The 24,768-nt window shown below is 50.5% G+C and carries 20 protein-coding genes; 9 read left to right on the top strand and 11 right to left on the bottom strand.

All coding sequences use genetic code 11. The annotated features are described in order from the left end of the window. Nucleotides 1-132: 132 nt before the first annotated feature. Nucleotides 133-2,565: a DNA translocase FtsK gene (locus tag DQM57_RS04320; protein ID WP_108043633.1), complete on the bottom strand. Its 2,433-nt coding sequence runs from the start codon at nucleotides 2,563-2,565 to the stop codon at nucleotides 133-135. Between the two features lie 214 nt (nucleotides 2,566-2,779). Between DQM57_RS04320 and DQM57_RS04325 the strand changes: the two genes are divergently transcribed. Beyond that, nucleotides 2,780-3,991: a uracil-xanthine permease family protein gene (locus DQM57_RS04325; protein ID WP_111727050.1), complete on the top strand. Its 1,212-nt coding sequence runs from the start codon at nucleotides 2,780-2,782 to the stop codon at nucleotides 3,989-3,991. A gap of 46 nt (nucleotides 3,992-4,037) precedes the next feature. On the opposite strand, the gene DQM57_RS04330 is transcribed toward DQM57_RS04325, so the two are convergent. Further along, the gene (locus DQM57_RS04330; RefSeq protein WP_111727052.1) at nucleotides 4,038-4,520 is read right to left on the bottom strand and encodes a DUF4189 domain-containing protein; all 483 of its coding nucleotides are present in this window, start codon (nucleotides 4,518-4,520) and stop codon (nucleotides 4,038-4,040) included. 423 nt (nucleotides 4,521-4,943) lie between these two features. Between DQM57_RS04330 and pssA the strand changes: the two genes are divergently transcribed. Next, a complete protein-coding gene (pssA, locus tag DQM57_RS04335) occupies nucleotides 4,944-5,690 on the top strand; it encodes a CDP-diacylglycerol--serine O-phosphatidyltransferase (protein ID WP_107859941.1) in 747 nt (248 codons plus the stop codon). Beyond that, nucleotides 5,691-6,497: a sulfite exporter TauE/SafE family protein gene (locus DQM57_RS04340; RefSeq protein ID WP_111727054.1), complete on the top strand. Its 807-nt coding sequence runs from the start codon at nucleotides 5,691-5,693 to the stop codon at nucleotides 6,495-6,497. Between the two features lie 143 nt (nucleotides 6,498-6,640). Here the strand turns inward: DQM57_RS04340 and DQM57_RS04345 are convergent, their stop codons facing one another. From DQM57_RS04345 to DQM57_RS04355, 3 genes are read right to left on the bottom strand one after another with little or no spacing between them, the layout of a single operon-like run. Next, nucleotides 6,641-8,095: a LutB/LldF family L-lactate oxidation iron-sulfur protein gene (locus tag DQM57_RS04345; protein ID WP_108043630.1), complete on the bottom strand. Its 1,455-nt coding sequence runs from the start codon at nucleotides 8,093-8,095 to the stop codon at nucleotides 6,641-6,643. Next, entirely contained in the window at nucleotides 8,092-8,793 is a 702-nt protein-coding gene (locus DQM57_RS04350) for a LutC/YkgG family protein (protein WP_111727056.1), read from the bottom strand. The genes DQM57_RS04345 and DQM57_RS04350 overlap by 4 nt, the downstream gene beginning before the upstream one ends. Next, nucleotides 8,790-9,569 carry a (Fe-S)-binding protein gene (locus DQM57_RS04355; protein ID WP_111727058.1) on the bottom strand — a complete coding sequence of 260 codons (780 nt, stop codon included), beginning with the start codon at nucleotides 9,567-9,569 and terminating at the stop codon, nucleotides 8,790-8,792. Before DQM57_RS04355 ends, DQM57_RS04350 begins: the two co-directional genes overlap by 4 nt. A gap of 280 nt (nucleotides 9,570-9,849) precedes the next feature. On the opposite strand from DQM57_RS04355, the gene DQM57_RS04360 reads away from it, so the two are divergent. From DQM57_RS04360 to DQM57_RS04370, 3 genes are all read left to right on the top strand, one after another. Then, a complete protein-coding gene (locus DQM57_RS04360) occupies nucleotides 9,850-11,253 on the top strand; it encodes an MFS transporter (protein WP_111727060.1) in 1,404 nt (467 codons plus the stop codon). Nucleotides 11,254-11,363: 110 nt separating this feature from the next. After that, nucleotides 11,364-12,890 carry a phospholipase D family protein gene (locus DQM57_RS04365; RefSeq protein WP_111727062.1) on the top strand — a complete coding sequence of 509 codons (1,527 nt, stop codon included), beginning with the start codon at nucleotides 11,364-11,366 and terminating at the stop codon, nucleotides 12,888-12,890. A gap of 55 nt (nucleotides 12,891-12,945) precedes the next feature. Beyond that, nucleotides 12,946-13,479, top strand: coding sequence for a C40 family peptidase (locus tag DQM57_RS04370; protein WP_111727064.1), 534 nt, complete (start codon nucleotides 12,946-12,948; stop codon nucleotides 13,477-13,479). Nucleotides 13,480-13,658: 179 nt separating this feature from the next. On the opposite strand, the gene DQM57_RS04375 is transcribed toward DQM57_RS04370, so the two are convergent. The 5 genes from DQM57_RS04375 to zwf all read right to left on the bottom strand — a co-directional run bounded on the left by DQM57_RS04375 (nucleotide 13,659) and on the right by zwf (nucleotide 19,238). Further along, complete coding sequence (locus DQM57_RS04375) at nucleotides 13,659-14,861, bottom strand: DUF1311 domain-containing protein (RefSeq protein WP_111727066.1); 1,203 nt, start codon at nucleotides 14,859-14,861, stop codon at nucleotides 13,659-13,661. A gap of 315 nt (nucleotides 14,862-15,176) precedes the next feature. Beyond that, nucleotides 15,177-16,025 carry a DNA-binding transcriptional regulator HexR gene (gene hexR, locus DQM57_RS04380; protein WP_107859933.1) on the bottom strand — a complete coding sequence of 283 codons (849 nt, stop codon included), beginning with the start codon at nucleotides 16,023-16,025 and terminating at the stop codon, nucleotides 15,177-15,179. Nucleotides 16,026-16,072: 47 nt separating this feature from the next. Then, nucleotides 16,073-17,053, bottom strand: a complete 981-nt coding sequence (locus DQM57_RS04385; RefSeq protein WP_107960380.1) for a glucokinase — start codon at nucleotides 17,051-17,053, stop codon at nucleotides 16,073-16,075. After that, a complete protein-coding gene (gene pgl, locus DQM57_RS04390; protein WP_111727069.1) occupies nucleotides 17,034-17,729 on the bottom strand; it encodes a 6-phosphogluconolactonase in 696 nt (231 codons plus the stop codon). The genes DQM57_RS04385 and pgl overlap by 20 nt, the downstream gene beginning before the upstream one ends. A 63-nt stretch (nucleotides 17,730-17,792) precedes the next feature. Beyond that, nucleotides 17,793-19,238, bottom strand: coding sequence for a glucose-6-phosphate dehydrogenase (zwf, locus tag DQM57_RS04395; RefSeq protein ID WP_108043622.1), 1,446 nt, complete (start codon nucleotides 19,236-19,238; stop codon nucleotides 17,793-17,795). Nucleotides 19,239-19,623: 385 nt separating this feature from the next. On the opposite strand from zwf, the gene edd reads away from it, so the two are divergent. Together edd and DQM57_RS04410 are read left to right on the top strand one after the other, a co-directional pair. Continuing rightward, nucleotides 19,624-21,459 (top strand): phosphogluconate dehydratase, encoded by a 1,836-nt coding sequence (gene edd / locus DQM57_RS04405; protein ID WP_111727071.1) that lies wholly within the window; start codon nucleotides 19,624-19,626, stop codon nucleotides 21,457-21,459. Between the two features lie 90 nt (nucleotides 21,460-21,549). After that, nucleotides 21,550-22,188, top strand: coding sequence for a bifunctional 4-hydroxy-2-oxoglutarate aldolase/2-dehydro-3-deoxy-phosphogluconate aldolase (locus DQM57_RS04410; RefSeq protein ID WP_111727073.1), 639 nt, complete (start codon nucleotides 21,550-21,552; stop codon nucleotides 22,186-22,188). Between the two features lie 261 nt (nucleotides 22,189-22,449). On the opposite strand, the gene DQM57_RS04420 is transcribed toward DQM57_RS04410, so the two are convergent. Continuing rightward, nucleotides 22,450-23,490, bottom strand: coding sequence for a zinc-dependent alcohol dehydrogenase family protein (locus tag DQM57_RS04420; RefSeq protein ID WP_111727074.1), 1,041 nt, complete (start codon nucleotides 23,488-23,490; stop codon nucleotides 22,450-22,452). A gap of 161 nt (nucleotides 23,491-23,651) precedes the next feature. On the opposite strand from DQM57_RS04420, the gene mutY reads away from it, so the two are divergent. Next, nucleotides 23,652-24,713: an A/G-specific adenine glycosylase gene (gene mutY / locus DQM57_RS04425; RefSeq protein ID WP_167395533.1), complete on the top strand. Its 1,062-nt coding sequence runs from the start codon at nucleotides 23,652-23,654 to the stop codon at nucleotides 24,711-24,713. Nucleotides 24,714-24,768 lie beyond the last annotated feature (55 nt).

Here is a 24,768-nt window from a genome sequence, read left to right on the forward strand (position 1 = left end):
AATAATTGCCCTACCTTCTCCGTAAAGGGAACATCTTAACTTGGAAGTATATCACAATATGTTTTCTCAAACATAATATGCCGCCTGAAAACGTCAAATCAGCCACCCAGACTTCTTAATCCCAATATGAAACTAAAAATGTTCTTTGTGTGCCAAAATCTTACGGCTGCCATTAATATCGGCAGGTGAAACGACACCTGCATTTTCGAGTGCTTCCATCAGGTTTGCTGCGCGGTTATAGCCGATGCGCAACTGACGTTGCAGGGAGGAGATTGAAGTTTTTTTGCTTTCCAAAATGTAGGTAACGGCTTGGTCAAACAATTCGTCGCTTCCCGCATTCGGATTGACGATATTAGTGGTTTCCAGTGCGGCTTCCCCGCTGAGCAAACCTTCGACATAGTCAGCGGGAGCTTGGGATTTGACATAGTTGACGACTTGATGCACTTCGTCGTCTGAAACAAACGCCCCTTGCAGTCGGGTTGGCTCGGCGCTGCCCGGTTGTAGGAACAGTGAATCGCCGTATTTCAACAGCTCGTCCGCACCCATCTGGTCAAGGATGGTGCGGCTATCAATTTTGCTTTGTACGGTAAACGCCATACGCGTCGGGATGTTCGCCTTAATCAAGCCGGTCACGACATCGACGCTTGGACGTTGGGTCGCGACAATCATGTGAATACCTGCCGCACGTGCTTTTTGGGCAAGGCGTGCGATTTGCTGCTCAACGGATTTACGTTCGGTCATCATCAGGTCCGCCAACTCGTCGATAACGACCACAATCAATGGTAATTTTTCCAAGGGTTCCGGATTATCCGGAGACAGGCTGAAAGGATTCAACAGCGGCTTACCGGCCGCTTTGGCAGCCTCGACTTTTTGATTGAAGCCCTCCAAGTTGCGCACACCTGCATGCGAAAGCAGGCGGTAGCGTTTTTCCATTTCGGCAACACACCAGTTCAATGCCTGCCCTGCTTCGCGCATATCGGTAACGACCGGGCAAAGCAGGTGCGGAATACCGTCGTAAATGCTTAATTCGAGCATTTTCGGATCAATCATGATGAAGCGGACTTCTTCCGGCGTAGCTTTGAAAAGCATAGACATAATCATGCCGTTCACGCCGACGGATTTACCCGAACCGGTCATACCAGCAACCAAAAGGTGTGGCATTTTCGCCAAGTCGCCGACGACGGGCGTACCGGCGATGTCTTTGCCCAATGCAACGGTCAGTTTGGATTTGGCTTCAGTAAACACGGGTGAAGACAAGATTTCGCTCAACATCACATCTTGGCGTTTATCGTTGGGCAACTCGATGCCCATCGTGTTTTTGCCTGCGATGGTTTCTACGATACGTACGGATTGCAGCGACATGGAACGCGCCAAATCTTTAGATAAAGCAACGATTTGGCTGCCTTTTATGCCTTGCGCAGGCTCGATTTCATAACGCGTAATCACAGGGCCGGAAGTGGCAGAAACGACTTGCACGCCGATGCCGAATTCTGCCAGCTTGGATTCAATCAGTTCGGCAGTACGCTCCAATTCGGCAGGATTGATGCTCACCGGCTCGTTATCGGGAAGGCGCAACAGATTCAACGCAGGCTTGTGATATTCTCCATTGCTCTGGACTTCGTTATCTTCAAACAGCGAAGCTTGGATTTTAGGCGGCGGCGCAACAGAGACTGCTACAGATTTGCGGTTGCTAGTACTGCCTTCGAGTGAGATAACGGGCTTGGCGGTAATATTTTTAGCCTCTTTTACCATACGGCGGGTGTTTAGGGTATCGACACTGTCTTTTTTGGTATTAGGACGGCGTTTTCCCAGTGATGATATTTTTCTACCCGATACGGCCAGACAATTTTGAATCGTCCTACTTGTACCGTTCAACACTTCCAACCATGAAACCTGTACCAGCAAAGACACTGACAACAACAAAACAACCAAAATAATCAAGAGGCTGCCCGATTTTCCCAATAACCATGCAAATATAGCGCCGACACGTATACCTACCATACCACCCGCACCGACCGGCAAGGATTCACTGTATTTTCCGCCCAGCACAAAATATTCCAAAACAGGGCTGAATACCGTCAAGATAAAAAGTGCGGCGACGGCAATTTTGTGGTTGTACGAACCGGGTAGTGCCGGTTTGGCATGCAGACGGAAATTTTTATACAACATCACGCAGGCAGCAACTATCCACCACCAGAAAGACCAGCCGAAAAGATAATAACCGACATCGGCAATGTATGCTCCGAACAAACCTCCCCAATTGGCGGCATCTTCCACAACCGGCGAACTGCGCGACCAAGACGGATCCCCCATATCGAAACTAATCAGGGAAATCGTCAGATACAGGGTTGCCGCCAAGCCCATCAGCCACAATGCGTCGGCGATTAGATTGACGACATGTTCGGGACGTGCCTTCTTTGCTTCGGTTTTTTGCAATTCTTTAGCAGCTTTGAGCTGTTCGGAAACCTTATTGCCCCTTGCACCGTTGTCTTTCTTGCGGGAAGAATTTTGAGACTGGTTTGCCGCCCTGCCTTTTGTGATTTTCTTATTGGATTTTTCTGTCATGCCGTATTACCGGAAAATGCCGTCTGAAAACACCGGACGGCTTGCGGATTAAATATGAAATGTCGGATTATACTCCATTTCGCCCATTTTCATGCCCCTGTGGGCCGCTGCCGCATATCGGAGCTTATACTTGATGCGCAAAATATGTATTTTACGCAGGATTACGGCAAACCAGTATAATCCGTGCCGTTTGAACCGACTGAAAGAAGATAGTATGAACCAATTGAAACTTGCCGTTTCCGGTGCTCAGATTTTATTCGTTGCATTCGGCGCAATGGTGCTGGTTCCCCTGCTGACGGGACTGAACCCGGCACTTGCTCTTTTAGGGGCAGGCATAGGAACCTTATTGTTCCAAATTACCACCAAACGCAAAGTGCCTATTTTTCTAGGATCTTCTTTTGCGTTTATCGCGCCGATTATCTACGCTATCGGTGAATGGGGTCTGCCCTCCACCATGTTCGGATTGTTTGCTGCGGGATTTATGTATTTTGTATTTGCCGCACTAATCCGCTGGCGCGGACTTGCTGCCGTTCATAGGCTGCTGCCGCCGGTCGTCATCGGTCCGGTCATTATGGTTATCGGCTTGTCGGTCGCTGTAGCGGCAAGCAGTATGGCAATGGGACAGGCAGACGGAAAACAGGTCATCGACTATACCGATTCCCTGATTCTTTCCGGCTTTACCTTTGCCGTTACCGCCATCGTATCGGTTTTCGGCAGCAAGATGATGAAGCTGATCCCCATTTTAATCGGCGTTGCCTCCGGTTATACCCTTGCACTGCTGATGGGGCTGGTCGACACGGCCAGCATGACACATGCACCTTGGTTTGCCGTCCCGCATTTTGAAACACCACAAGTCAACTGGCAGGCTGCTCTGTTTATGTTGCCGGTCGCAATTGCCCCGGCCATCGAACACATCGGCGGCATCATGGCAATCGGCAATGTAACGGGAAAAGACTACACAAAAGACCCCGGCTTGGACAAAACCCTTACAGGCGATGGTTTGGGCGTATGCATTGCCGGCTTGATCGGCGGCCCACCCGTTACAACTTACGGTGAAGTAACGGGTGCTGTGATGATTACTAAAAACAGTAACCCCGTCATTATGACTTGGGCTGCAGTTTTTGCCATTTGTATGGCATTCTTCGGCAAATTCAATGCATTCTTAGCCTCCATCCCGATGCCTGTTATGGGCGGCATCATGCTGCTGCTTTTTGGTACGATTGCCTCTTTGGGCATCAAAACCCTGATTGATGCCAAAGTCGATTTGATGCTGCCGAAAAACCTGGTTATCGTCAGCTCGGTACTGACGACGGGCATCGGTGGTATGACGCTAAAACTGGGCAGCTTCAGCTTTGCCGGGGTCGGTTTGTGCGCCGTACTTGCCATTGTGCTGAACCGCCTGCTCCCCGACTCCAAAGAGAGCTGATTGACGATATAAATGCCGTCTGAACATTCTTCAGACGGCATTCTGTTTACTTCAAATGCTGGATTAAAGAACTGACCGTTCCGCCATAATAGGCAGACGATGTGCAATAAACCGTCTCCAAACTGCACTGCCCCTGCGCACCATATTTTTTGATGCACTGGTTGAGGGCAATCTGATGGACACTAGTAAAGCGTGGCGAAGTAATCACAACAGCATTACCGGTACGCACTCCGCTCTCTGCTTTCGGATACGCCAATGCAACGCAAGTATTTTTCAACGGCACAACAGAACGGCATCCAGTTGCCTGATCTTCACCTATCCCCGCAAGCGTATCCTGTCCTTTGCAAAAAGCCTCCAACTCGGCAAGCGATTCATTTTGTGTCGAATCCTCTTTAGTGGTTTTAATCTGCAAAACGTCGTTCTCATCCTGCGGATTCTGCCAAACAGCAAGATACCCGTAAGTATCGGCAGCCTGTGCCGGCGCAATAATCAGGCAGAGTGCAGATACTGCCAATATTTTTTTTATCATGATAGATTCCTGACGGTTCGTCCATGTCCTACCGCATTATAAACAAAAAACAGGATAATTCCCGCCTTATCGTTTTATACCTCTAGAAAAATTACGCTGTGAAGCATCGGCAACCCACTTTGACAACACAAATTAACGCATCGCCAACCTTTGCCGAATAAACAATCTATTAAGACGACAATTGCGCGCAAACTTTCCAACGCACGAAAAAGCTGTATTTTATAATGTACCCTGCGGCATCCGTTTGTGAATGGGGAAATTATTTTAATATTATCACTCCTTTCCAATCATCCAATCACCCCTGCCAAACATCAACAAAATAAATACCTTCCCAACAGCTATATCTTACAGGGCGTATTGTTCGATAGCTGTTTGGGTTATAATCTCCCTATCGATTTTCCGTGTCCGAAAGATACTTTATCTATGGAAACCCAGCCAAACACCTCCCAACGGTCCCTGCGTCAAAACAGTATCTACCTCCTGCCCAACTCCTTTACCGTTGCCGCACTATTTTCCGCCTTTTACGCTATTACCCAATCTATGCACGGACACTACGAAACAGCCGCTATTGCTGTTTTTATCTCCATGCTGCTGGACGGCATGGACGGACGTGTAGCACGGCTAACCAACAGCCAGAGCGCATTCGGAGAACAACTTGACAGCCTTGCAGACATGGTCAGCTTTGGTGTCGCCCCGGCCCTGATTGCCTACAAATGGCAACTTTGGCAATTCGGGAAAATCGGTTATTCCGTTGCATTTATCTACTGCGCCTGCGCCGCCCTGCGCCTGGCACTTTTCAACACGCTTATCGGAAAAGTCGATAAACGCTGGTTTATCGGTGTTCCTAGTCCGACCGCGGCCGCACTGATTGTTGGGCTGATTTGGGTCAACCACAGCGTTGAAAAATTCCCCGCCGTCCACTGGTGGGCATTAGGTATCACACTGTTTGCCGGTCTGTCGATGATTGTCCAGATTCCGTTTTGGAGCTTTAAGGAAATCAATATCCGCAGACAAGTCCCCTTCGTCGGCATGCTGATTGCCGTTTTGCTGCTGCTGCTGATTACTTGGGAGCCGTCGCTTGTCCTCTTCCTGTTCTTCTTCGGATACAGCCTCTCCGGCTACATTATGGCGGCACGCCGCTTTTTGAAAAAACGTAGAAAGGCCGATTGAATGTGGCATTGGGAAATTATCCTGCTCCTGCTTTTCGTGGGCAGTGCGTCAGGTTTTATTGCAGGTCTGTTCGGTGTCGGGGGCGGCGCACTGATTGTTCCTGTCGTTTTATGGGTACTCGGTTACCAAGGATTGGCTCAGCATCCCTATGCCCAACATCTCGCTGTCGGAACATCCTTTGCCGTTATGGTCTTTACTTCCTTCTCCAGTATGTTGGGACAGCACAAAAAACAGGCGGTTGACTGGAAAACGGTATTCATGATGATGCCGGGCATGATATTCGGCGTATTCTTGGGTTCGCTCTCCGCAAAATATATCCCCACATTCTGGCTTCAAATTTTCTTTATCCTGTTTTTTACAGCCGTCGCATTCAGAACATTGCATACCGGTCATCAGACCGCATCGCATCCGCTGCCAAAATTGCCGGGACTGACTGCTGTTTCCACATTATTCGGCACAATGTCAAGCTGGGTTGGCATAGGAGGCGGCTCACTTTCTGTCCCTTTCTTAATCCGCTGCGGATTTCCCACCCACAAAGCCATCGGTACATCATCCGGCCTCTCCTGGCCAATTGCGTTGGCAGGTGCGGTATCTTATCTTTTAAACGGCCTGAAAGTTGGGGGGCTGCCTGAAGGCTCGCTGGGCTTCCTCTATCTGCCCGCTATCGGCGTACTCAGTGTGGCAACCATTACCTTTGCTCCCTTGGGCGTCAAAGCCGCCCACAAACTCTCTTCCGCCAAACTAAAAAAATCCTTCGGCATCATGCTGCTTCTGATTGCTGGGAAAATGCTGTACAACCTATTTTAAGACACAATGCCCCCTCTTATTTCAAGCCCTTCCCTCCTATAATGGAAATGTAAGCATTCACGTAAAAATATACCTGACATACAAACAATCAAAACAAATGCCGTCTGAAATATTTTCAGACGGCATTTTTATAAACAGATTGCTTATACTTTTTCTTTTTTACGGTTTTTCTCCGCCATCATTTCATGCAGCGTTTTCTTGGCAGGTTTCATAGGGACATGGTTATCCGTCCAGCCCAACTGCTTACTCGGCGTCAATGCACGGAATTTGGTGGCTGCCCAACCGAATGCTCGGTAGGTTTTGCTGCCGCTGAAAATACCGTTGAATGTGCGCCATGCCATTTGTTCGCCGAAGGTATGCGATGCGCCTTGCCCTCGGATGGGGTGCGGCACAGTTTCGGTTGGCGAACGTTGTGCTTCAACGCGCAAACGCTGCATTTGTTCGGTAATCGGGATGCGTACCGGACAAACTTCCACACACGCGCCGCACATGGTACAGGCGGTTGGCAGGTCGCGGGTGGCATCCAGACCCAACAAGTGCGGAGAAATAATTTCGCCAATCGGGCCGGGGTAGGTGGTACCGTATGCCGCGCCACCGATACGGGTATAAACCGGACAATGGTTCATACACGCGCCACAACGAATACATTGCAAGGTACGACGCATTTGGTCTTCGGCATAGGCTTGGCTGCGGCCGTTATCGAGCAGGACCAAATGCATTTCTTGAGGACCGTCCAGCTCTTCGCTACGGCGCGGACCGGTAATCATGTTGAAATAAGTGGTAATGTTCTGACCGATGGCAGAACGCGGCAGCAAACTGTACAAGGGTGGAATATCCGACAGCTTGGCAACTACTTTTTCAATGCCGGTAATGGCAATATGCACGGGAGGAACGGTGGTACTCAAGCGACCGTTGCCTTCGTTTTCAACCAGACACAGCGTACCTGTTTCAGCAACGGCAAAGTTCACGCCGCTCAAACCGACATCGGCAGTGCTGTAAATATCCCGCAGGGCTTTGCGGGCGAAGCCGGTCAGTTGGTCTACATCGTCTGTCAGCGGCGTGCCGAGGTTTTGGTGGAAAAGTTCGCTAACCTGTTCTTTGGTTTTGTGAATGGCGGGCATCACGATATGGGTCGGTTTTTCGCCTGCCATTTGGACGATAAATTCTCCCAAGTCGCTTTCCACCGCTTTAATGCCTTTTGCTTCAAGATAATGGTTCAGCTCGATTTCCTCGCTGACCATCGATTTGCCTTTAACCATCAGCTTGCCGTTTTTGGCAGTAATGATGTCATGGATGATTTCGCAGGCTTCGGCCGGTGTTTCCGCCCAGTGTACTTTCACGCCCAACTTAGTTAGGTTTTCTTCCAGCTGCTCCAGCAGGGCAGGTAATTTAGACAATGAACGCTGGCGGACGTGTTCGCACAAATCGCGCAGACTTTGCAGCTCTTCTTCGTCGGTCAAAACGGCTTTGCGTTTGGTCATCAGCATATCCATCGCTGTACGCAGGCTTTTGCGCAAAGGTTTGTCTTGAAGGGAAATTGCGGCGTTTTGTTTGAAAGTTTCCGGCTTCATGTGAAATTTGATGGTTTGCGTAGTCATGCATTTTCCTCCAAATCGGCAGGGGAAATGTGGTCAGGCAGGATGGCGAGGATGACCAAATCACGCGGACCGTGCGCGCCGTAAGCAAGCGTCAGCTGGATATCTGCGGTTTTGGACGGACCGGAAATCAGGAAAACATTGGTCGGCATGCCGTTTTCCACCAGTTTTTCACCTTCGACAGCGTTGTGAAATTCGTTATACATTTTTGCCGTATCAAACAAGCAGAAATGCACGGGCGGAACAAGGCTTAAAGTACGCGGCTCTTCGGGGCTGGAAAACAGCATCAGCGTACCGGTACGGGCGATGCCGCATTGAGAGCTGCTAAAGCCTGCATCGATGTTTGTGAAGAACTCGGTTTTCCAAGTATCGATTTCGCGCTCAAAAGCAATCGGTTCGATATTGCTGTCCACCAGCGCGGCACGGGCGATTTGTCCGTGTTCGGTCGCCAACGGCAGCAGGATGTTTTTCAAACCTTTGCCTTCGGCTGCTTGACGGAATACTTGCGGCCAGCCGGTTTTGGTCACCCAATAAATTTCGGTTTTGACCGCACGCATAGCGGCAGCCCAATGTTTCAGACGCTCAACTTCGCTGTCCCAAGAAACGCCCATTTCACGGTAATAATCAAAAACCGCAGGTTCTTCCATCGGCAATGCGTCGGCTTTTTTCAGTTTTGCCAAAATATTTTCGCGCGCGCTCATGCTTTACCTCCGGTACGTTCCAACAAGAAGGATGCGATGTGTTTCGGACGCGGCATATTCGGCTCGTCCTTAGCGATTTTGCCGCCGATGTTCATCATGCAGCCACAGTCCGCGCTGATGATTTCGGTCGCACCGGTTTCTTTCAGAGCGGCAACTTTGTCTGTTACCATCGCGCCGGAAATATCGGCCTGTTTGACAGAGAACGTCCCACCGAAGCCGCAACACTCGCTTTCGTGGTCGTGAACGACGCGCTCGACATTTTCCATGCCGTCAATCAACTGCCAGCCTGACAAATGAACATTCATCTCACGGCGTGCGGCACAGGAAGTATGAACGGCCACCTTAACCCGCCCGCCTTTGTCTTCAGGCTTGTAGCCGATAGCCAGCAGAAAATGGGTAAACTCTATGATGCGGCCGGCACAATCAATGGCTTTTTGCTCGTACTCGGAGCCTTTAAACAAAGTCGGCCAGTGGTGTTTCATCATGCCGCCGCACGAGCCGGACGGTACGACGATCGGCCAGTTTTCAGGGAAAAGGTCGAGTTGCGCTTTGGCAACATCAAACGCCTCGGTCGGATGACCGGAAGAGTAGGCAGGTTGGCCGCAGCAGCTTTGCGCCATCGGGTAATGAACCCGTATGCCTTGCTGCTCGATTAAAGTAATGGCATCCATACCGGCTTCCGGCATGAAAAGATCGAGGACGCAGGTACCGAAGAAATAAACATCCGTCGGCTTGCTGTCGAATGTGGTGATTTTTGGAGGAGTGATTGCGCTCATTTTTTTGTTAACGGGGATACCCGTTTTCTCTGTCGAAAATTAAGCGTTTACTTTAAGTAATTGACTGTTGTGGGTCAAGTATAATTTTAAAAAATAATCTGATTTTTCTTACAAACTGCTATCTATTGCTTGCTGCATCTTATATTATTAATTAAGATAATCGTTATCATTACAAAACGACGATACCTTTATTCATTTATGAATGTAATCGCGTCTGAACCAATACCGTCCAGGTCTCATTTAAGAACGACAACAGACCGGTATGGAGTACAATCGCTTTATGGAAAAAAGCACCCTCCCCTCCCATACGACCTCCGCCTGGTTACCATTTCTGCTTGCAATTGCCATTTTTATGCAGATGTTGGATGCCACTATTTTAAATACCGCCCTGCCTGAAATTGCCGCCGACCTGAATGAGTCGCCATTGAACATGCAGCTGGCGGTTATTTCCTACACGCTAACCGTTGCCTTGCTGATTCCCTTAAGCGGTTATCTGGCAGACAAATTCGGAACTAAGAAGGTTTTTTTCGGCTCAATTGCCCTCTTCATGCTAGGGTCGGCATTGTGTGCCGCATCCGACTCGCTGCTCGGGTTAACATTCTCACGCATCATTCAGGGCATAGGCGGTTCGATGCTGGTTCCGATACCGCGCCTGACTATCCTGCGCGTGTATGAAAAATCAAAGCTTCTCAATGCCATTAATTATGCGGTCATGCCTGCATTAATCGGGCCTGTTCTGGGACCTTTGGCGGGAGGTTATTTGGTTGAATATGCTTCATGGCACTGGATTTTCTTGCTCAATCTGCCTATCGGTCTGCTGGGCTTTATATTAGGAAGAAACATTATGCCCGATATTAAAGGCAGCAATACCTCTTTAGACTTCAAAGGTTATCTGATTTTTTCTGCCGCCGCGTGCCTCTTGTTACTTTCAGCAGAAAGCCTGTCTCACGCACTGCCTCTGTATATTTCCCTATGCCTGCTGGGTATGGGTCTGTTGTTTGCACACCGTTATTTCAGACACATGAAAACGGCACCCCATCCGATTTATTCTGCCGATTTATTCCTGATACGCACTTTCCGTCTGGGATTGGCAGGCAACCTGTTCAGCCGTATCGGCATCAGCTCGATTCCCTTCCTGATGCCGTTGATGTTTCAAATCGCTTTCGGTTTCAGCGCAAGCCTGTCAGGCTGGCTGGTTGCACCCGTCGCCCTGTCTTCGCTATTGGTCAAGCCGTTAATCTCCACCTTGATGAAGCGTTTCGGCTACCGCAAGGTGCTGCTTTGGAATACCAAACTGCTTGCCGCCTTCATCATGCTGCTGGCACTGCCTGACGGACACTCTCCGTTATGGATATGGGTTTTGCTCTCGCTGGCAATCGGCACATGCAATTCTTTACAGTTTTCGGCTATGAATACACTGACACTTGCAGATTTACGTCCGCAACAAACAGGCAGCGGCAACAGCCTGATGGCGGTTAACCAGCAACTTGCCATCAGTATGGGGGTTGTTTCCGGTGCGCTGATACTTAAAAACTGGACATTCCTGATGCCTGCTGCCAACCTGCATCCGGCCTTCCGCATGACGCTGCTCAGCATCGGCGGCATTACCCTTGCATCATCGCTGGTTTTCAAACGGCTGCATGTATCAGACGGCGCCAACCTGACAAGAGGCAAGCGGCCTTAATCCTGCATCCCGACAAAACTTTTACCCGTTCCGGCCTTTAGATTATGATGCTTCATTTCAATGCGTACAGACCCCAAAATACAGGCAATGCCGTCTGAAACCCTATCCCGATGAAAACACACAGCCTCATTTCCCTTTTATGCCTCCTTCTCTGTTCATGTTCTTCATGGCTGCCCCCACTGGAAGAACGGACGGAAAGCCGCCATTTCAATACTTCCAAACCCGTCCGCCTGGACAACATCCTGCAAATCCGGCACACCCCTCGCAACAACGGGCTATCCGATATCTATCTGCTGAACGATCCCCACGAAGCCTTTGCCGCGCGCGCAGCCCTCATCGAATCAGCCGAACACAGCCTCGATTTGCAATACTACATCTGGCGCAACGACATTTCCGGCAGACTTCTGTTCAACCTCATATACCTTGCTGCAGAACGCGGCGTACGCGTACGGCTGCTGCTGGACGACAACAACACGCGCGGATTGGACGACCTCTTGCTTGCCCTCGACAGCCATCCCAATATCGAAGTACGCCTGTTCAACCCCTTCGTCTTACGAAAATGGCGTGCCTTAGGCTACCTGACCGACTTTGCCCGCCTCAACCGCCGTATGCACAACAAATCCTTTACCGCCGACAACCGTGCGACCATACTCGGCGGACGCAACATCGGCGATGAATATTTCAAAGTCAGGAACGATACCGTTTTTGCCGACCTGGACATCCTCGCTACCGGCAGCGTCGTTAGCGAAGTTTCATACGATTTTGACCGCTACTGGGCAAGCCATTCCGCCTACAATGCCACGCATATCATCCGTCGCGGAGATATTCCGCACGGACTTCAAGAACTCGGCTACGACGACGAAACCGCCAGACAAGCACTCCTCCGTTACCGTGAAACCATCGAACAATCCTCACTCTACAGAAAAATACAAAACCGGCAGATTGACTGGCAAAGCGTCCAAACCCGCCTAATCAGCGATGATCCCGACAAAGGGCTGGACCGGGACAGCCGCAAACCGCCGATTGCCGACCGCCTGCAAAACGCCCTCAAACAACCCGAAAAAAACGTCTATTTGGTTTCCCCCTATTTTGTCCCCACGAAATCTGGCACACAGGCATTGGCAAAACTGGTTCAAAACGGCATAGGCGTAACCGTCCTGACCAACTCGCTGCAGGCTACCGATGTTGCCGCCGTCCACTCCGGTTACGCCAAATACCGCAAACCCCTGCTTCACTCCGGCATCAAACTTTATGAACTGCAACCTAATCATGCCGTTCCTTCTACCAAAGACAAAGGACTGACCGGCAGCTCCGTTACCAGCCTTCATGCCAAAACCTTCATCGTCGACGGAAAACGTATTTTTATCGGCTCCTTCAACCTCGACCCACGCTCCGCACGCCTCAATACCGAAATGGGCGTAGTCATCGAAAGCCCCCTGATAGCCGGCAAAATGGAGCGCACCCTCGCCCAAACCACCCCTTCCTACGCCTACCGCGTTACCCTTGACAAACACAACCGCCTGCAATGGTATGACCCTGCCACCCAAAAAACCTACTCGAACGAACCGGAAGCCAAACTCTGGAAACGCATTGCTGCAAAAATCCTATCCCTGCTGCCCATAGAAGGTTTATTATAGACATGCCGTCTGAATGTCCTTCAGACGGCATATCCGAACCCGCAAAGGAAAAACCATGTTTCCCCTCGACAAAACCCTTTTCCTCTGTCTCAGCGCACTGCTCCTCGCCTCATGCGGCACGACCTCCGACAAACACCGCCAACCGAAACCCAAACAGACAGTCCGACAAATCCAACCCGTCCGCATCAGCCACATCGACCACACACAAGGCTCGCAGGAACTCATGCTCCACAGCCTCGGCCTTGTCGGTACACCCTACAAATGGGGCGGAAGCAGCACCGCAACCGGTTTCGACTGCAGCGGCATGATTCAATTCGTTTACAAAAACGCCCTTAACGTCAACCTTCCCCGTACTGCCCGCGACATGGCGACGGCCAGCCGCAAAATTCCCGACAGCCGCCTCAAGGCCGGCGACCTCGTATTCTTCAACACCGGCGGCGCGCACCGCTACTCACACGTCGGGCTCTACATCGGCAACGGCGAATTCATCCATGCCCCCAGCAGCGGTAAAACCATCAAAACCGAAAAACTCTCCACACCGTTTTACGCCAAAAACTACCTCGGCGCACATACTTTCTTTACAGAATAGCGGCAACACACCGCAACAAAACACGGCAGCATGGCAATGCTGCCCTACGGCTTCAACCCACAGCCGTAAATCAGGCATAAATACCCGACAAAAAACAGCCGCTGTTCAAAATTGCCATCCCGACAAAAAATGCCGTCTGAAACGCAAAAGCATTTCAGACGGCATCTTCAAATCGAAGATCAGTTGATCAAATAACCTTGGATTTCTTTGGTTTTTGCATTGATTTCTTTAGTACGGCAGTCGGATTGCGCCAAACCGTATTCGTCCCCTCCGGCACATTTGGCATTCAATCCATTCTGCCAGTTTCGGTATTCGGGCATAACGGTTTCGGCAATATCGGCGGGCAATGCCTGAACCGCACCATCCAATGCCGCCTTGGCAGTCCTTTCTTTTTTGTCTGCTTCCCTGATAATTTCGTCAATCACTGCTTTCTTGCGGTTGTGCAGCTCTTCCAAGCGTGCTTCGGTTTCCGCCGTTTTGCATGCCAGTTCGCTGATTTTTATACCGTTTGGCGTTTCACTTTCGGCTTTTGCCTTGCTGGCACAGATTTTATCCATCCCGCTTTTCCATGTTTTCTGTGAGGCTTGCAGCTTGTTTTGGACGGTTTGCGGCAGACCTGTCCAAAATTGTTCAAACTCACTGCGCGACAATTTATAGCGCTCCTCCCATTCTGATACGCGGGCTGTCTCCTGTTCTTGGCTCAATGCCTCCTGCGCCGCTGCTTCTTCTGCCTCGCGCGCCTCCTGTGCCGCCGCTTCCGCTGCTTCAAGCTCTTCATTCATTTTCTTCGCTTTGTCCAACGGCTCCTTAATCAATGCCATAGACACCAGCTCGCTGACCGGACGGATGACTTCGTACGTCTGATTCAGCTCGGCAAAAATTTTACGCTTATCGTCTGTAGGCTGGACGCTGTAAGAAATGGTTTTAACGTAATATGCACCTTCTTTACGGTAGTAACGTTCAAAAAAATCGGGTGTTTTTTTATAACTGTTGCCTACTGTCCGGTTAGCGGCAACGGCATAACCGACGACATCCTCCGGCACTTCCAACTTCAACGTGGCTTCGCATTTCAATTTGCTGGAAGTGTCGGTTTTTTCGGCAGTACGGATTTCATCGATGGTTATGCCCAAACGTTCGATCATGCTGCGGATATGCGATATACCGATGTCGGCAAATGCCTGTTCTTTGAATGCGTCATCGTCAAAAGTTTTAACGGTTTCCCCTTCGACATTATCGCGGATAAGTTTGACCAAAATCTCTTTAGCCTCTTCGCTTCCGCAGGAAACCTCCTTCTCGACAAACGGATTGCTTATACCTAAACGGTCGCAGCCCGACAAAATCAGCATACTTGCCAATGCCAGTGCGGATAAATTTTTTCCCATCAGTTTTCCTTTTCATTCAGACAGACCGTACGTTTATCTGTGTATTCCGATACAAATACAATACTGTAAAGTACAAGTCTTTAAATTCATGCGAATTATCATATCGGGATTACAGGATGCCGACAAGCCTTTATTTGGCTTGCGCTTTCCTTATATTTCCTTACAGCTTGACGCATTTCCGCCAAAGCAACATAGGCGGTTGCGATATTGATAACTTACCCGCCTGATGAGCATCTTTTCCCAAAGCCCGTACCAAACCGCCCGACAGTTTTTACCCGGCGTTTCAGACGGCATTTGCGGAATGCTGTCCTAATATCAATCCTTGTCGTAAACGATATGCTTGTTATGTATGCTTTTTTTACTTTTTTGCAGTTGCAGGCTGGCAGCATCGCCCAAACGCAGTGCAAGCCCGATGGCGAGGATATCGATAACGGCAAGTTGAAGCAGGCGTGAAACCATGGGCGTGTAAAGTTCCGCATTTTCCTGAGTGGCTATGCTCAATACGCAATCGGCCATTTGTGCCAAAGGAGATTCGTTGCGCGTCAACGCAATAATGGACGCACCGTTTTCTTTGGCGATACTGACTGCATCCAGAAGCTCGATTGACGAACCGGTATTGGAAATGGCGATAAGGACGTCTTCACTGGAAAGGACGGAAGCCGCCATCAATTGCGTATGGGTATCGACATAGGCGACGGTCGACATACCGAAACGGAAGAATTTATGCTGCGCGTCTTGGGCGACAATACCTGAATTGCCGACTCCGTAAAACTCGACACGGCGGGCATGCATCAATGTGGCAATGGCATTTTCAAGTTCGGATTCTTTCAGAAAGCGGCGCTCGCCCAAGAGGGAGGCTGCGGCATTGCCCAATACTTTTTCGACCACGCTTGACATGTCGTCATCCGCATTGAGCTCTTCATGAACATAGGGCATACCTTCATGACCGATACTGGCGGATAATGCAAGTTTGAACTCGGGCAGCCCTTTGTAGCCCAGGCTGCGGCAGAACCGGATGACGGTCGGTTGGCTGACGGAGGAGTGTTCGGCAATCTCGGCAACAGCCGCATGAACAAACCATTTGGGTTTTGCCAATGCACATTCGGCTACTTTACGTTCCGCGCCGGAAAGGTCTGCCAGTGATTCGCTGATTTTGCTTAACATAATGATATACCCTTCGATAATCCAGCCCGCCGTAAAAGGCGATATGGTTAAACGTTTCTCAAATGGTTGTCGAGAGCCACTGCCGCACCGGAAATTCCGGGAAACTCGCTCAATACGACATAAACGGGAATCGCGGCAAGATATGCTTCAAACCTGCCCTTGTTCTCAAAACGGCTGCGGAACGGGGAGGTTTTAAAGTATTCCAGCACGCGGGGAATAATGCCGCCGCACAAGTATACACCGCCACGTGCACCCAGCATCAATGCATGGTTGGAGGCGACGGTACCGAGCATGGCGCAAAAGATATCTAAAGTCTGACGGCACAAAGGGGACGAACCACCCAATGCTTTTTCCGTAATTTCAGAAGGCGGCAATTTTACCGATTTGACTTTCTGCTTTACCGCCAACGCTTCATAAATCAGGCTTAAGCCTGCACCGCTGAGGAAGCGTTCTGCAGAAACATGACCGTATTTGTTTTTGGCATATTGCCAAATCAAAACCTCCATATCGTCAAACGGAGGAAAAGTCCCATGTCCGCCCTCGCCCGCCAAAGCCACCCAGCCTGCCGCACTGTGTACCAGCCCGCTTACGCCCAAGCCTGTTCCCGGACCGATAACTGCTTTCGGTGCAAACTCGACCGGTTTTTGTCCGCCGATTTGCAAGAGATCGCAATCGTCGGTCAAGGTAACCGCCAAAGCCTGCGCAGTAAAATCATTCAGCAGAATCAAGGTTTCCAGACCCAAAGCCTGACGGGTTGTTTCGATGGAGAAGGCCCAATGATGGTTGGTCATCTGCACCCAATCGCCCAATATCGGGTTGGCAATGGCAAAAGCCGCATGTTTCACATTTTCTGCACTGCTTTGATTCAAATAGGCGCGTGCTGCATCTGTAAGCGTATCATAATCACTACATGGAAAAACAGCCGCTTTTTCAATCACACGCGGAGCGGTTTCCAATGCGAAGCGTGCATTTGTACCGCCGATATCGGCGACCAAACGAGGATAAGCTTCAGTGTGCATAGTAGACATGGCAGTTAATTCCTTGGTGATTGAGAATCAGACTGGTCGGATATTCGGTGTCAGCACTTGCAGCAGCCTTATCGAATACCGCTTTTTTCTCTGCGCCTTGAATGGCCAAAAATACATTCGGCGTTTTGGCAATCGCACCCAAAGTCATGCTCACACGCTCATGCGGCGCGGTATCCGGCGTGGTATGAATCAATGTCGGGTCATCAGCTTCATTGATTGCGACCTGTAATTGAGGCGCTTGAGGGAACAACGACGCCGTATGCCCGTCTGTGCCCATGCCCAACACCAGCACGTCAGGTTGCTTGTAATGTTTCAATGCGTAAGTAACGACAACTTCAGGTTGTAATTCAGTTTCAGACTTTCCGTCTTCAACAACGGGAATCCATGTAGCGACGGCCGCGTTATTTTTGAGCAGATATTCGCGTACCAAGCCTGTATTGCTGTCGGCATGCGTGGTTGGAACGATACGCTCGTCCACCAAAGTAATGCCGACATTTTGCCAATTTAAATCTTTTTGCGACAAAGCCTCGAAAAACGCAATCGGCGAACGGCCGCCGGAAACGGCCAAAACCGCATGGCCTTTCTCATTCAGCGCGGCTTGCAATGCAGCGGCAACGGCATCGGCAAGAGCTTGCGCGACAGTTGCAGCGTTTTCTTGTTCGTGCCAAACAAACATGTTTCGTCCTTTCATGGTTTCAGACGGCCTTTTGTTGGAAAACAAGGCCGTCTGAAAGAAATATTATTGCTCTTCGTGCCACTTGTTGCCGTCACGGGCCAACAGCGCGCGCGCAGCTTCAGGACCCCAAGAATGGGCTTCGTAAGCATGTGGAGGCGTTGTATTGTTCGCCCAGTTTTCCAAAATCGGCATCACATATTCCCAAGCGGCTTCGAGTTCGTCACGACGGTTGAACAAAGCGAGTTTGCCGTTAATCACATCCAGCAGCAGACGCTCATAAGCCTCGGCGCGACGACCCTCTACGGCTGTGCCCAAGTCCACGCCAATCGGAGTAACTTCGACTTTATTGCCTGCACCCGGGGTTTTTACTTGAGTGTAAAGGCGGACGGATTCAGTCGGTTGTAGTTCAATAACCAAACGATTCGGCGCAGGTTGGCTGTTGTCAAAAATATGGTTTTGCAGCGGACGGAAGTTCAACACGATTTCCGCCACTTTGCCTGCCATGCGTTTGCCGGTACGCAGGTAGAAAGGTACGCCTTTCCAACGCTCGTTTTCGATTTCGGCTTTGATGGCGACATAGGTTTCAGTGAAACTGTCTTTCGGTACATCAACTTCTTCCAAATAGCCGTTCATGCCGCTTGCCGCAACATATTGGCCGCGAATAACATTTTCGTTGACGGATTCGATGGTCAGCGGTTTCAGCGATTTGATGACTTTCACTTTCTCGTCGCGTACGGCATCGGCATCCAAGCTCGCCGGTGCTTCCATCGCAGTCATACAAAGCATTTGCATCAAGTGGTTTTGCACCATATCGCGCAATGCGCCGGTAATGTCGTAAAACTCACCGCGTTCTTCCACGCCCAACTGCTCGGCGATGGTCAGCTGTACGCTTTCAATATATTTGTTGTTCCACAAAGGCTCGAACATCACATTGGCAAAACGCAAGGCCAGCAGGTTTTGCAGGCTTTCTTTACCTAAATAATGGTCGATACGGTAGATTTGTTCTTCTTTGAAATAACGGGCCACATCCGTATTGATTTGTTGGGAAGAAGCCAAGTCCGTACCCAACGGTTTTTCCAAAACCACGCGCACGTTATCGGCATTCAAACCGATTTCGGCAAGGTTTTCACAGGCTTGCGCAAAGAATTTCGGCGCAGTTGAGAGGTAGATCACGACATTTTCAGTATTCTTACGTACTTTTACCAAGTCGCCCAAGGCAATGAAATCGCCTTTCTCTGTAACATCGACTTTTAAATACTCGAGACGTTGGATAAACGATGCCCATGCTTCATCTGAGAAGTTTTGTTTGACATGGATTTTAGAATTCGTTTCCACTTTAGCCAAAAAGCCGGCGGTATCCAATTCGCTGCGGCTTACGCCCAAAATACGACCTTCGGAATGAAGCAAACCGGCTACATGCGCCTGATACAGGCAAGGCAAAAGTTTACGCATTGCCAAATCGCCGGTCGCGCCAAACAACACCAAATCAAAATTTGTCTGAATATTCATTGTATTGTCTTATTAAAAATTTTTAATGTCATCTTACCCCTGTCTTTCACCCAAATATCGGATAGCTCAAAGATAAAGCAGGAACATAATGAGTAGTAATACTACACATCACTACACTTTTTGTCCATGCCCATTTTTTCAATTTCTTTGACCTAATCCAAAACAAGACAAGTCCTCTTCGGTATTGGTCGCGGTAATTTGAAATACACCCGGAATTTAAATCAAACTTCATTTTGACTATGAATTTTTGTAATAAAATTACAAATTGTATTATAATAAATCTTGCTTTTTCTATTTTCAGACCGCACATTAATTTAATATCCGCTCCGAATACAAAATCAAAACGCACGATACCAAGCCATCGCATTCAAACAATAGGTCGAACATGAACCCCACTCCTATCCACCCCAAGCTTGCCGAGATTACCGAGCGCATCATCGAGCGCAGCCGCCCGACGCGTGAAAAATATCTGGCGAAAATCCGCAGCGCCAAACAAATGGGACGGCTGGAGCGCAACCAGCTCGGCTGCAGCAACTTGGCGCACGGCTACGCCGCCATGCCTAAAAGCATCAAAATCGAAATGCTTCAGGACACCGTTCCCAACTTAGGCATCATTACTGCCTACAACGACATGGTTTCCGCACACCAACCGTTTAAAGACTTTCCAGACCAAATCAAAGACGAAGCACAGAAAAATGGTGCGACCGCACAAGTCGCCGGCGGCACACCCGCCATGTGCGACGGTATTACCCAAGGCTACGCAGGCATGGAATTGTCGCTGTTCTCCCGTGACGTCATCGCCATGAGTACCGCTGTCGGCCTGTCCCATCAAATGTTTGACGGCAGCCTGTTTATGGGCGTATGCGACAAAATCGTTCCCGGCCTGATGATCGGTGCGTTGTCTTTCGGTCATATTCCCGGCATCTTCGTTCCCGCAGGCCCGATGTCCAGCGGTATCGGCAATAAAGAAAAAGCCCGTACCCGCCAACTTTTCGCCGAAGGCAAAGTCGGCCGCGATGCCTTGCTTGAAAGCGAAATGGGTTCTTACCACAGCCCGGGTACTTGTACCTTCTACGGCACCGCCAACTCCAACCAAATGATGATGGAAATGATGGGCGTACACCTGCCTGCCGCCGCCTTTGTCCACCCATACACCGACCTGCGCGAAGCCCTGACTCGCTACGCAGCCGGACACCTCGCACGCGGCATCAAAAACGGCACCATCAAGCCATTGGGTGAAATGTTGACCGAAAAATCCTTCATCAACGCCCTGATCGGCCTGATGGCGACCGGCGGTTCGACCAACCACACCATGCACCTCGTTGCTATGGCGCGTGCCGCAGGCGTGATTTTGAACTGGGACGACTTCGACGAAATTTCTTCCATCATCCCGCTGCTCATCCGTGTGTATCCAAACGGCAAAGCCGACGTGAACCACTTTACCGCAGCCGGCGGCCTGCCTTTCGTTATCCGCGAATTGCTGGACGCAGGCCTGTTGCACGACGATGTCGATACCGTCGTCGGACACGGAATGCGCCACTACACCAAAGAGCCTTTCCTCATCGATGGCAAACTCGAATGGCAAGAAGCCCCCGAAACCAGCGGCAATGAAGACATTCTGCGCAAAGCCGACAACCCGTTCTCCCCAGACGGTGGTCTGCGTCTGATGAAAGGCAACATCGGTCGCGGCGTGATTAAAGTGTCCGCCGTGCGCGAAGGCTGCCGTATTATCGAAGCGCCTGCCATCGTGTTCAACGACCAACGCGAAGTGTTGGCTGCGTTTGAGAGCGGCGAGTTGGAACGCGATTTTGTGTGTGTTGTCCGCTACCAAGGCCCACGCGCCAACGGTATGCCCGAGTTGCACAAACTGACCCCGCCTTTGGGCATCCTGCAAGACCGCGGCTTCAAAGTGGCGCTACTGACCGATGGCCGTATGTCCGGCGCATCCGGCAAAGTGCCCGCGTCCATCCACATGACGCCCGAGGCCCTAATGGGCGGCAACATCGCCAAAATCCGTACCGGCGACCTGATCCGCTTCGACTCCGTTACCGGCGAACTCAACGTCCTGATTAACGAGGCCGAATGGAACGCCCGCGAAGTCGAGCGCATCGACTTGAGCGCGAACCAACAAGGCTGCGGCCGCGAACTCTTCGCCAACTTCCGCAGCATGACCAGCAGCGCAGAAACCGGCGCCATGAGCTTCGGCGGCGAATTTGCCTAAACCCTTTTCAGACGGCCTTTTAAAACAAACAGGCCGTCTGAAACCATGTTAACGAACCTATTACGATACAGTCCCCAACGGAGACCTAAAATGTCCAAACTGACCCCCCGCGAAATCCTGAGCGCAGGCGCAGTCGTGCCTGTGATGGCGATTGACGATTTAAGCACTGCCGTCGATTTATCCCATGCCCTTGTCGAAGGCGGCATTCCCACCCTCGAAATCACCCTGCGCACCCCTGTCGGCCTCGACGCCATCCGCCTGATTGCCAAAGAAGTGCCCAACGCCATCGTCGGCGCAGGTACGGTTACCAATCCCGAACAACTCAAAGCCGTCGAAGACGCAGGTGCGGTTTTTGCCATCAGCCCTGGCCTGCATGAATCCCTTGCCAAAGCCAGCCACAACAGCAGCATTCCCCTGATTCCCGGCGTTGCCACTCCTGGCGAAGTCCAACTGGCTTTGGAACACGGCATCGATACCCTCAAACTCTTCCCTGCCGAAGTCGTTGGCGGCAAAGCCATGCTCAAAGCTCTGTACGGTCCTTACGCCGATGTTCGCTTCTGCCCGACCGGCGGCATCAGCCTCGCCACCGCGCCCGATTACTTGGCGCTGCCTAATGTCTTGTGCGTCGGCGGCTCATGGCTGACACCGAAAGAAGCCGTTAAAAACAAAGACTGGGACACCATCACCCGCCTTGCCAAAGAAGTGGCGGCGTTGAAACCTAAAGCCTGATTCGCATCGTAAAAATGCCGTCTGAAGCCCTTTCCCGTTTCAGACGGCATTTTGCCGATTGAGGGCACAGTCGGCATACGCGTCAGCACTGCTCCGACATACCGCCCCTAAAATGCCCATCCATCTTCTGCATAATAAAAATAACGGTCAGTTCATTCGACAAATACAGCAGCCGGACAGCCCGTGCTACACGGCTGAAAAAATGCCGTCTGAAACGCATTCAGACGGCATCCGGTTAAAAAACAACTGATTCAACGCTGATTAATCCGCTTCCAAAACCACTTTCATGGCTTGGTTTTCAGCAGCATGCTTGAACACGTCGTAGGCTTTTTCCAATTCGCTGAATTTGAAACGGTGGGTCAGCATTTTGGTGTAATCGACGGAGCTGCTGGAAATTGCCTTTATCAGCATTTCGGTGGTATTGGCGTTTACCAAACCGGTTGTGATGGCAAGGTTTTTAATCCACAGTTTTTCCAGTTTGAAATCAACGGACTGACCGTGTACACCAACCACAGCGATATGGCCGCCGGGTTTCACAATGTCTTGGCACATATTCCAAGTCGCAGGGATACCGACGGCTTCAATCGCGCAGTCCACGCCGTCTTCGCCGACGATAGCAGCAACTTGCTTGCTTACATCGCCGGAAGCAGGGTTAATGGTATGGGTCGCGCCCAATTCTTTCGCCAGTTTCAAGCGGTTTTCATCCATATCGCAAACGATGATGGCGGCGGGGCTATACAGTTGGGCGGTCAACAGGGCAGACATGCCGACAGGGCCGGCACCTGCGATGAATACGGTGTCGCCGGGCTTGACATCGCCGTATTGCACGCCGATTTCGTGGGCGGTCGGCAAAGCGTCGCTCAACAGCAGGGCGACTTCTTCGTTGACGTTGTCGGGCAGCGGAACAAGGCTGTTGTCGGCATAAGGCGTGCGGACGTATTCGGCTTGCGTGCCGTCGATCATGTAGCCCAAAATCCAGCCACCATTACGGCAATGTGAATAAAGTTGGATTTTACAGTTGTCGCAAGTACAGCATTTGCTGACGCATGAAATAATGACTTTATCACCGACTTTGATGTTTTTTACAGCATCGCCGACTTCTTCTACAATACCGATGCCTTCATGGCCGAGAATACGGCCGTCGGTGACTTCGGGGTTTTTGCCTTTCCAAATACCCAAGTCAGTACCGCAAATCGTGGTTTTAACGATTTTGACGACTGCATCGGTCGGATCGATAATTTGAGGGCGGGTTTTTTCTTCGAAACGGATGTCGTTTGCGCCGTGATAAACCATTGCTTTCATGCTGATACTCCTTGCTTGTTGATAAATAATTTCAATACCGCAATAAAGTCTCTTTATATGAGTTATATACCCCTACAAAAATAAGTCAATAAGAATTACTTTCACAATGCTATACCATGACATACTGTTTTAAATATAGATAAAACCACAGATTGATATTAATGAACACACCCATCCCCTTCTCCGAACGGCTCATCCGCTGGCAAAAACAACACGGTCGCCACCACCTCCCTTGGCAAGTGCAAAACCCTTATTGCGTCTGGCTTTCCGAAATCATGCTCCAGCAAACGCAGGTCGCTACCGTGTTGGACTACTATCCGCGTTTCTTGGAAAAATTCCCGACTGTACAAACGCTTGCCGCCGCGCCGCAAGACGAAGTGTTGTCGTTGTGGGCGGGCTTGGGCTATTACAGCCGCGCGCGCAATCTGCACAAAGCCGCGCGACAAGTCGTCGAACAATTCGACGGCACGTTTCCATCGGAGCGCAAAGACTTGGAAACCCTCTGCGGCGTCGGCAGAAGCACCGCCGCCGCCATTTGCGCCTTTGCCTTCAACCGCCGTGAAACCATTTTGGACGGCAACGTCAAACGCGTGCTCTGCCGCGTGTTCGCCCGCGACGGCAATCCGCAGGACAAAAAATTTGAAAACTCGCTTTGGACGCTTGCCGAAAGTCTGATGCCGTCTGAAAACGCCGATATGCCCGCCTACACGCAGGGCTTGATGGACTTGGGCGCGACCGTGTGCAAACGGACGAAACCCTTGTGCCACCAATGTCCGATGGCAGACATCTGCGAAGCAAAAAAGCAAAACCGTACCGCCGAGCTGCCGCGCAAAAAAACCGCACCCGAAGTGCAAACCCTGCCGCTTTACTGGCTGATTGTCCGCAACCGAAACGGCGCAATCTTATTGGAGAAACGCCCCGCCAAAGGCATTTGGGGCGGTCTGTATTGCGTGCCGTGTTTTGAAAGTTTGAACGGGCTTTCCGACTTTGCCGCCAAATTCTCCCTGACCATGGCAGATATGGACGAACAAACCGCCCTGACCCATCGCCTGACGCACCGGTTGCTGATGATTACGCCGTTTGAAGGGCAAATGCCGTCTGAAAGCCCTTCAGACGGCATTTGGATAAAGCCGGCGCATTTGAAAGATTACGGCCTGCCCAAGCCTTTGGAAATTTATTTAAACAGTAAAAAGTTTGGGGCTGTATTAGATAGAGAAAGTTAAGCCTGATGGCATTGTGTACCGCGTCTTTGTCGAAGCTGTTTTTCAGACGACCTGA

The sequence above is a fragment of the Neisseria cinerea genome, assembly GCF_900475315.1.
GTDB classification, from domain to species: domain Bacteria; phylum Pseudomonadota; class Gammaproteobacteria; order Burkholderiales; family Neisseriaceae; genus Neisseria; species Neisseria cinerea.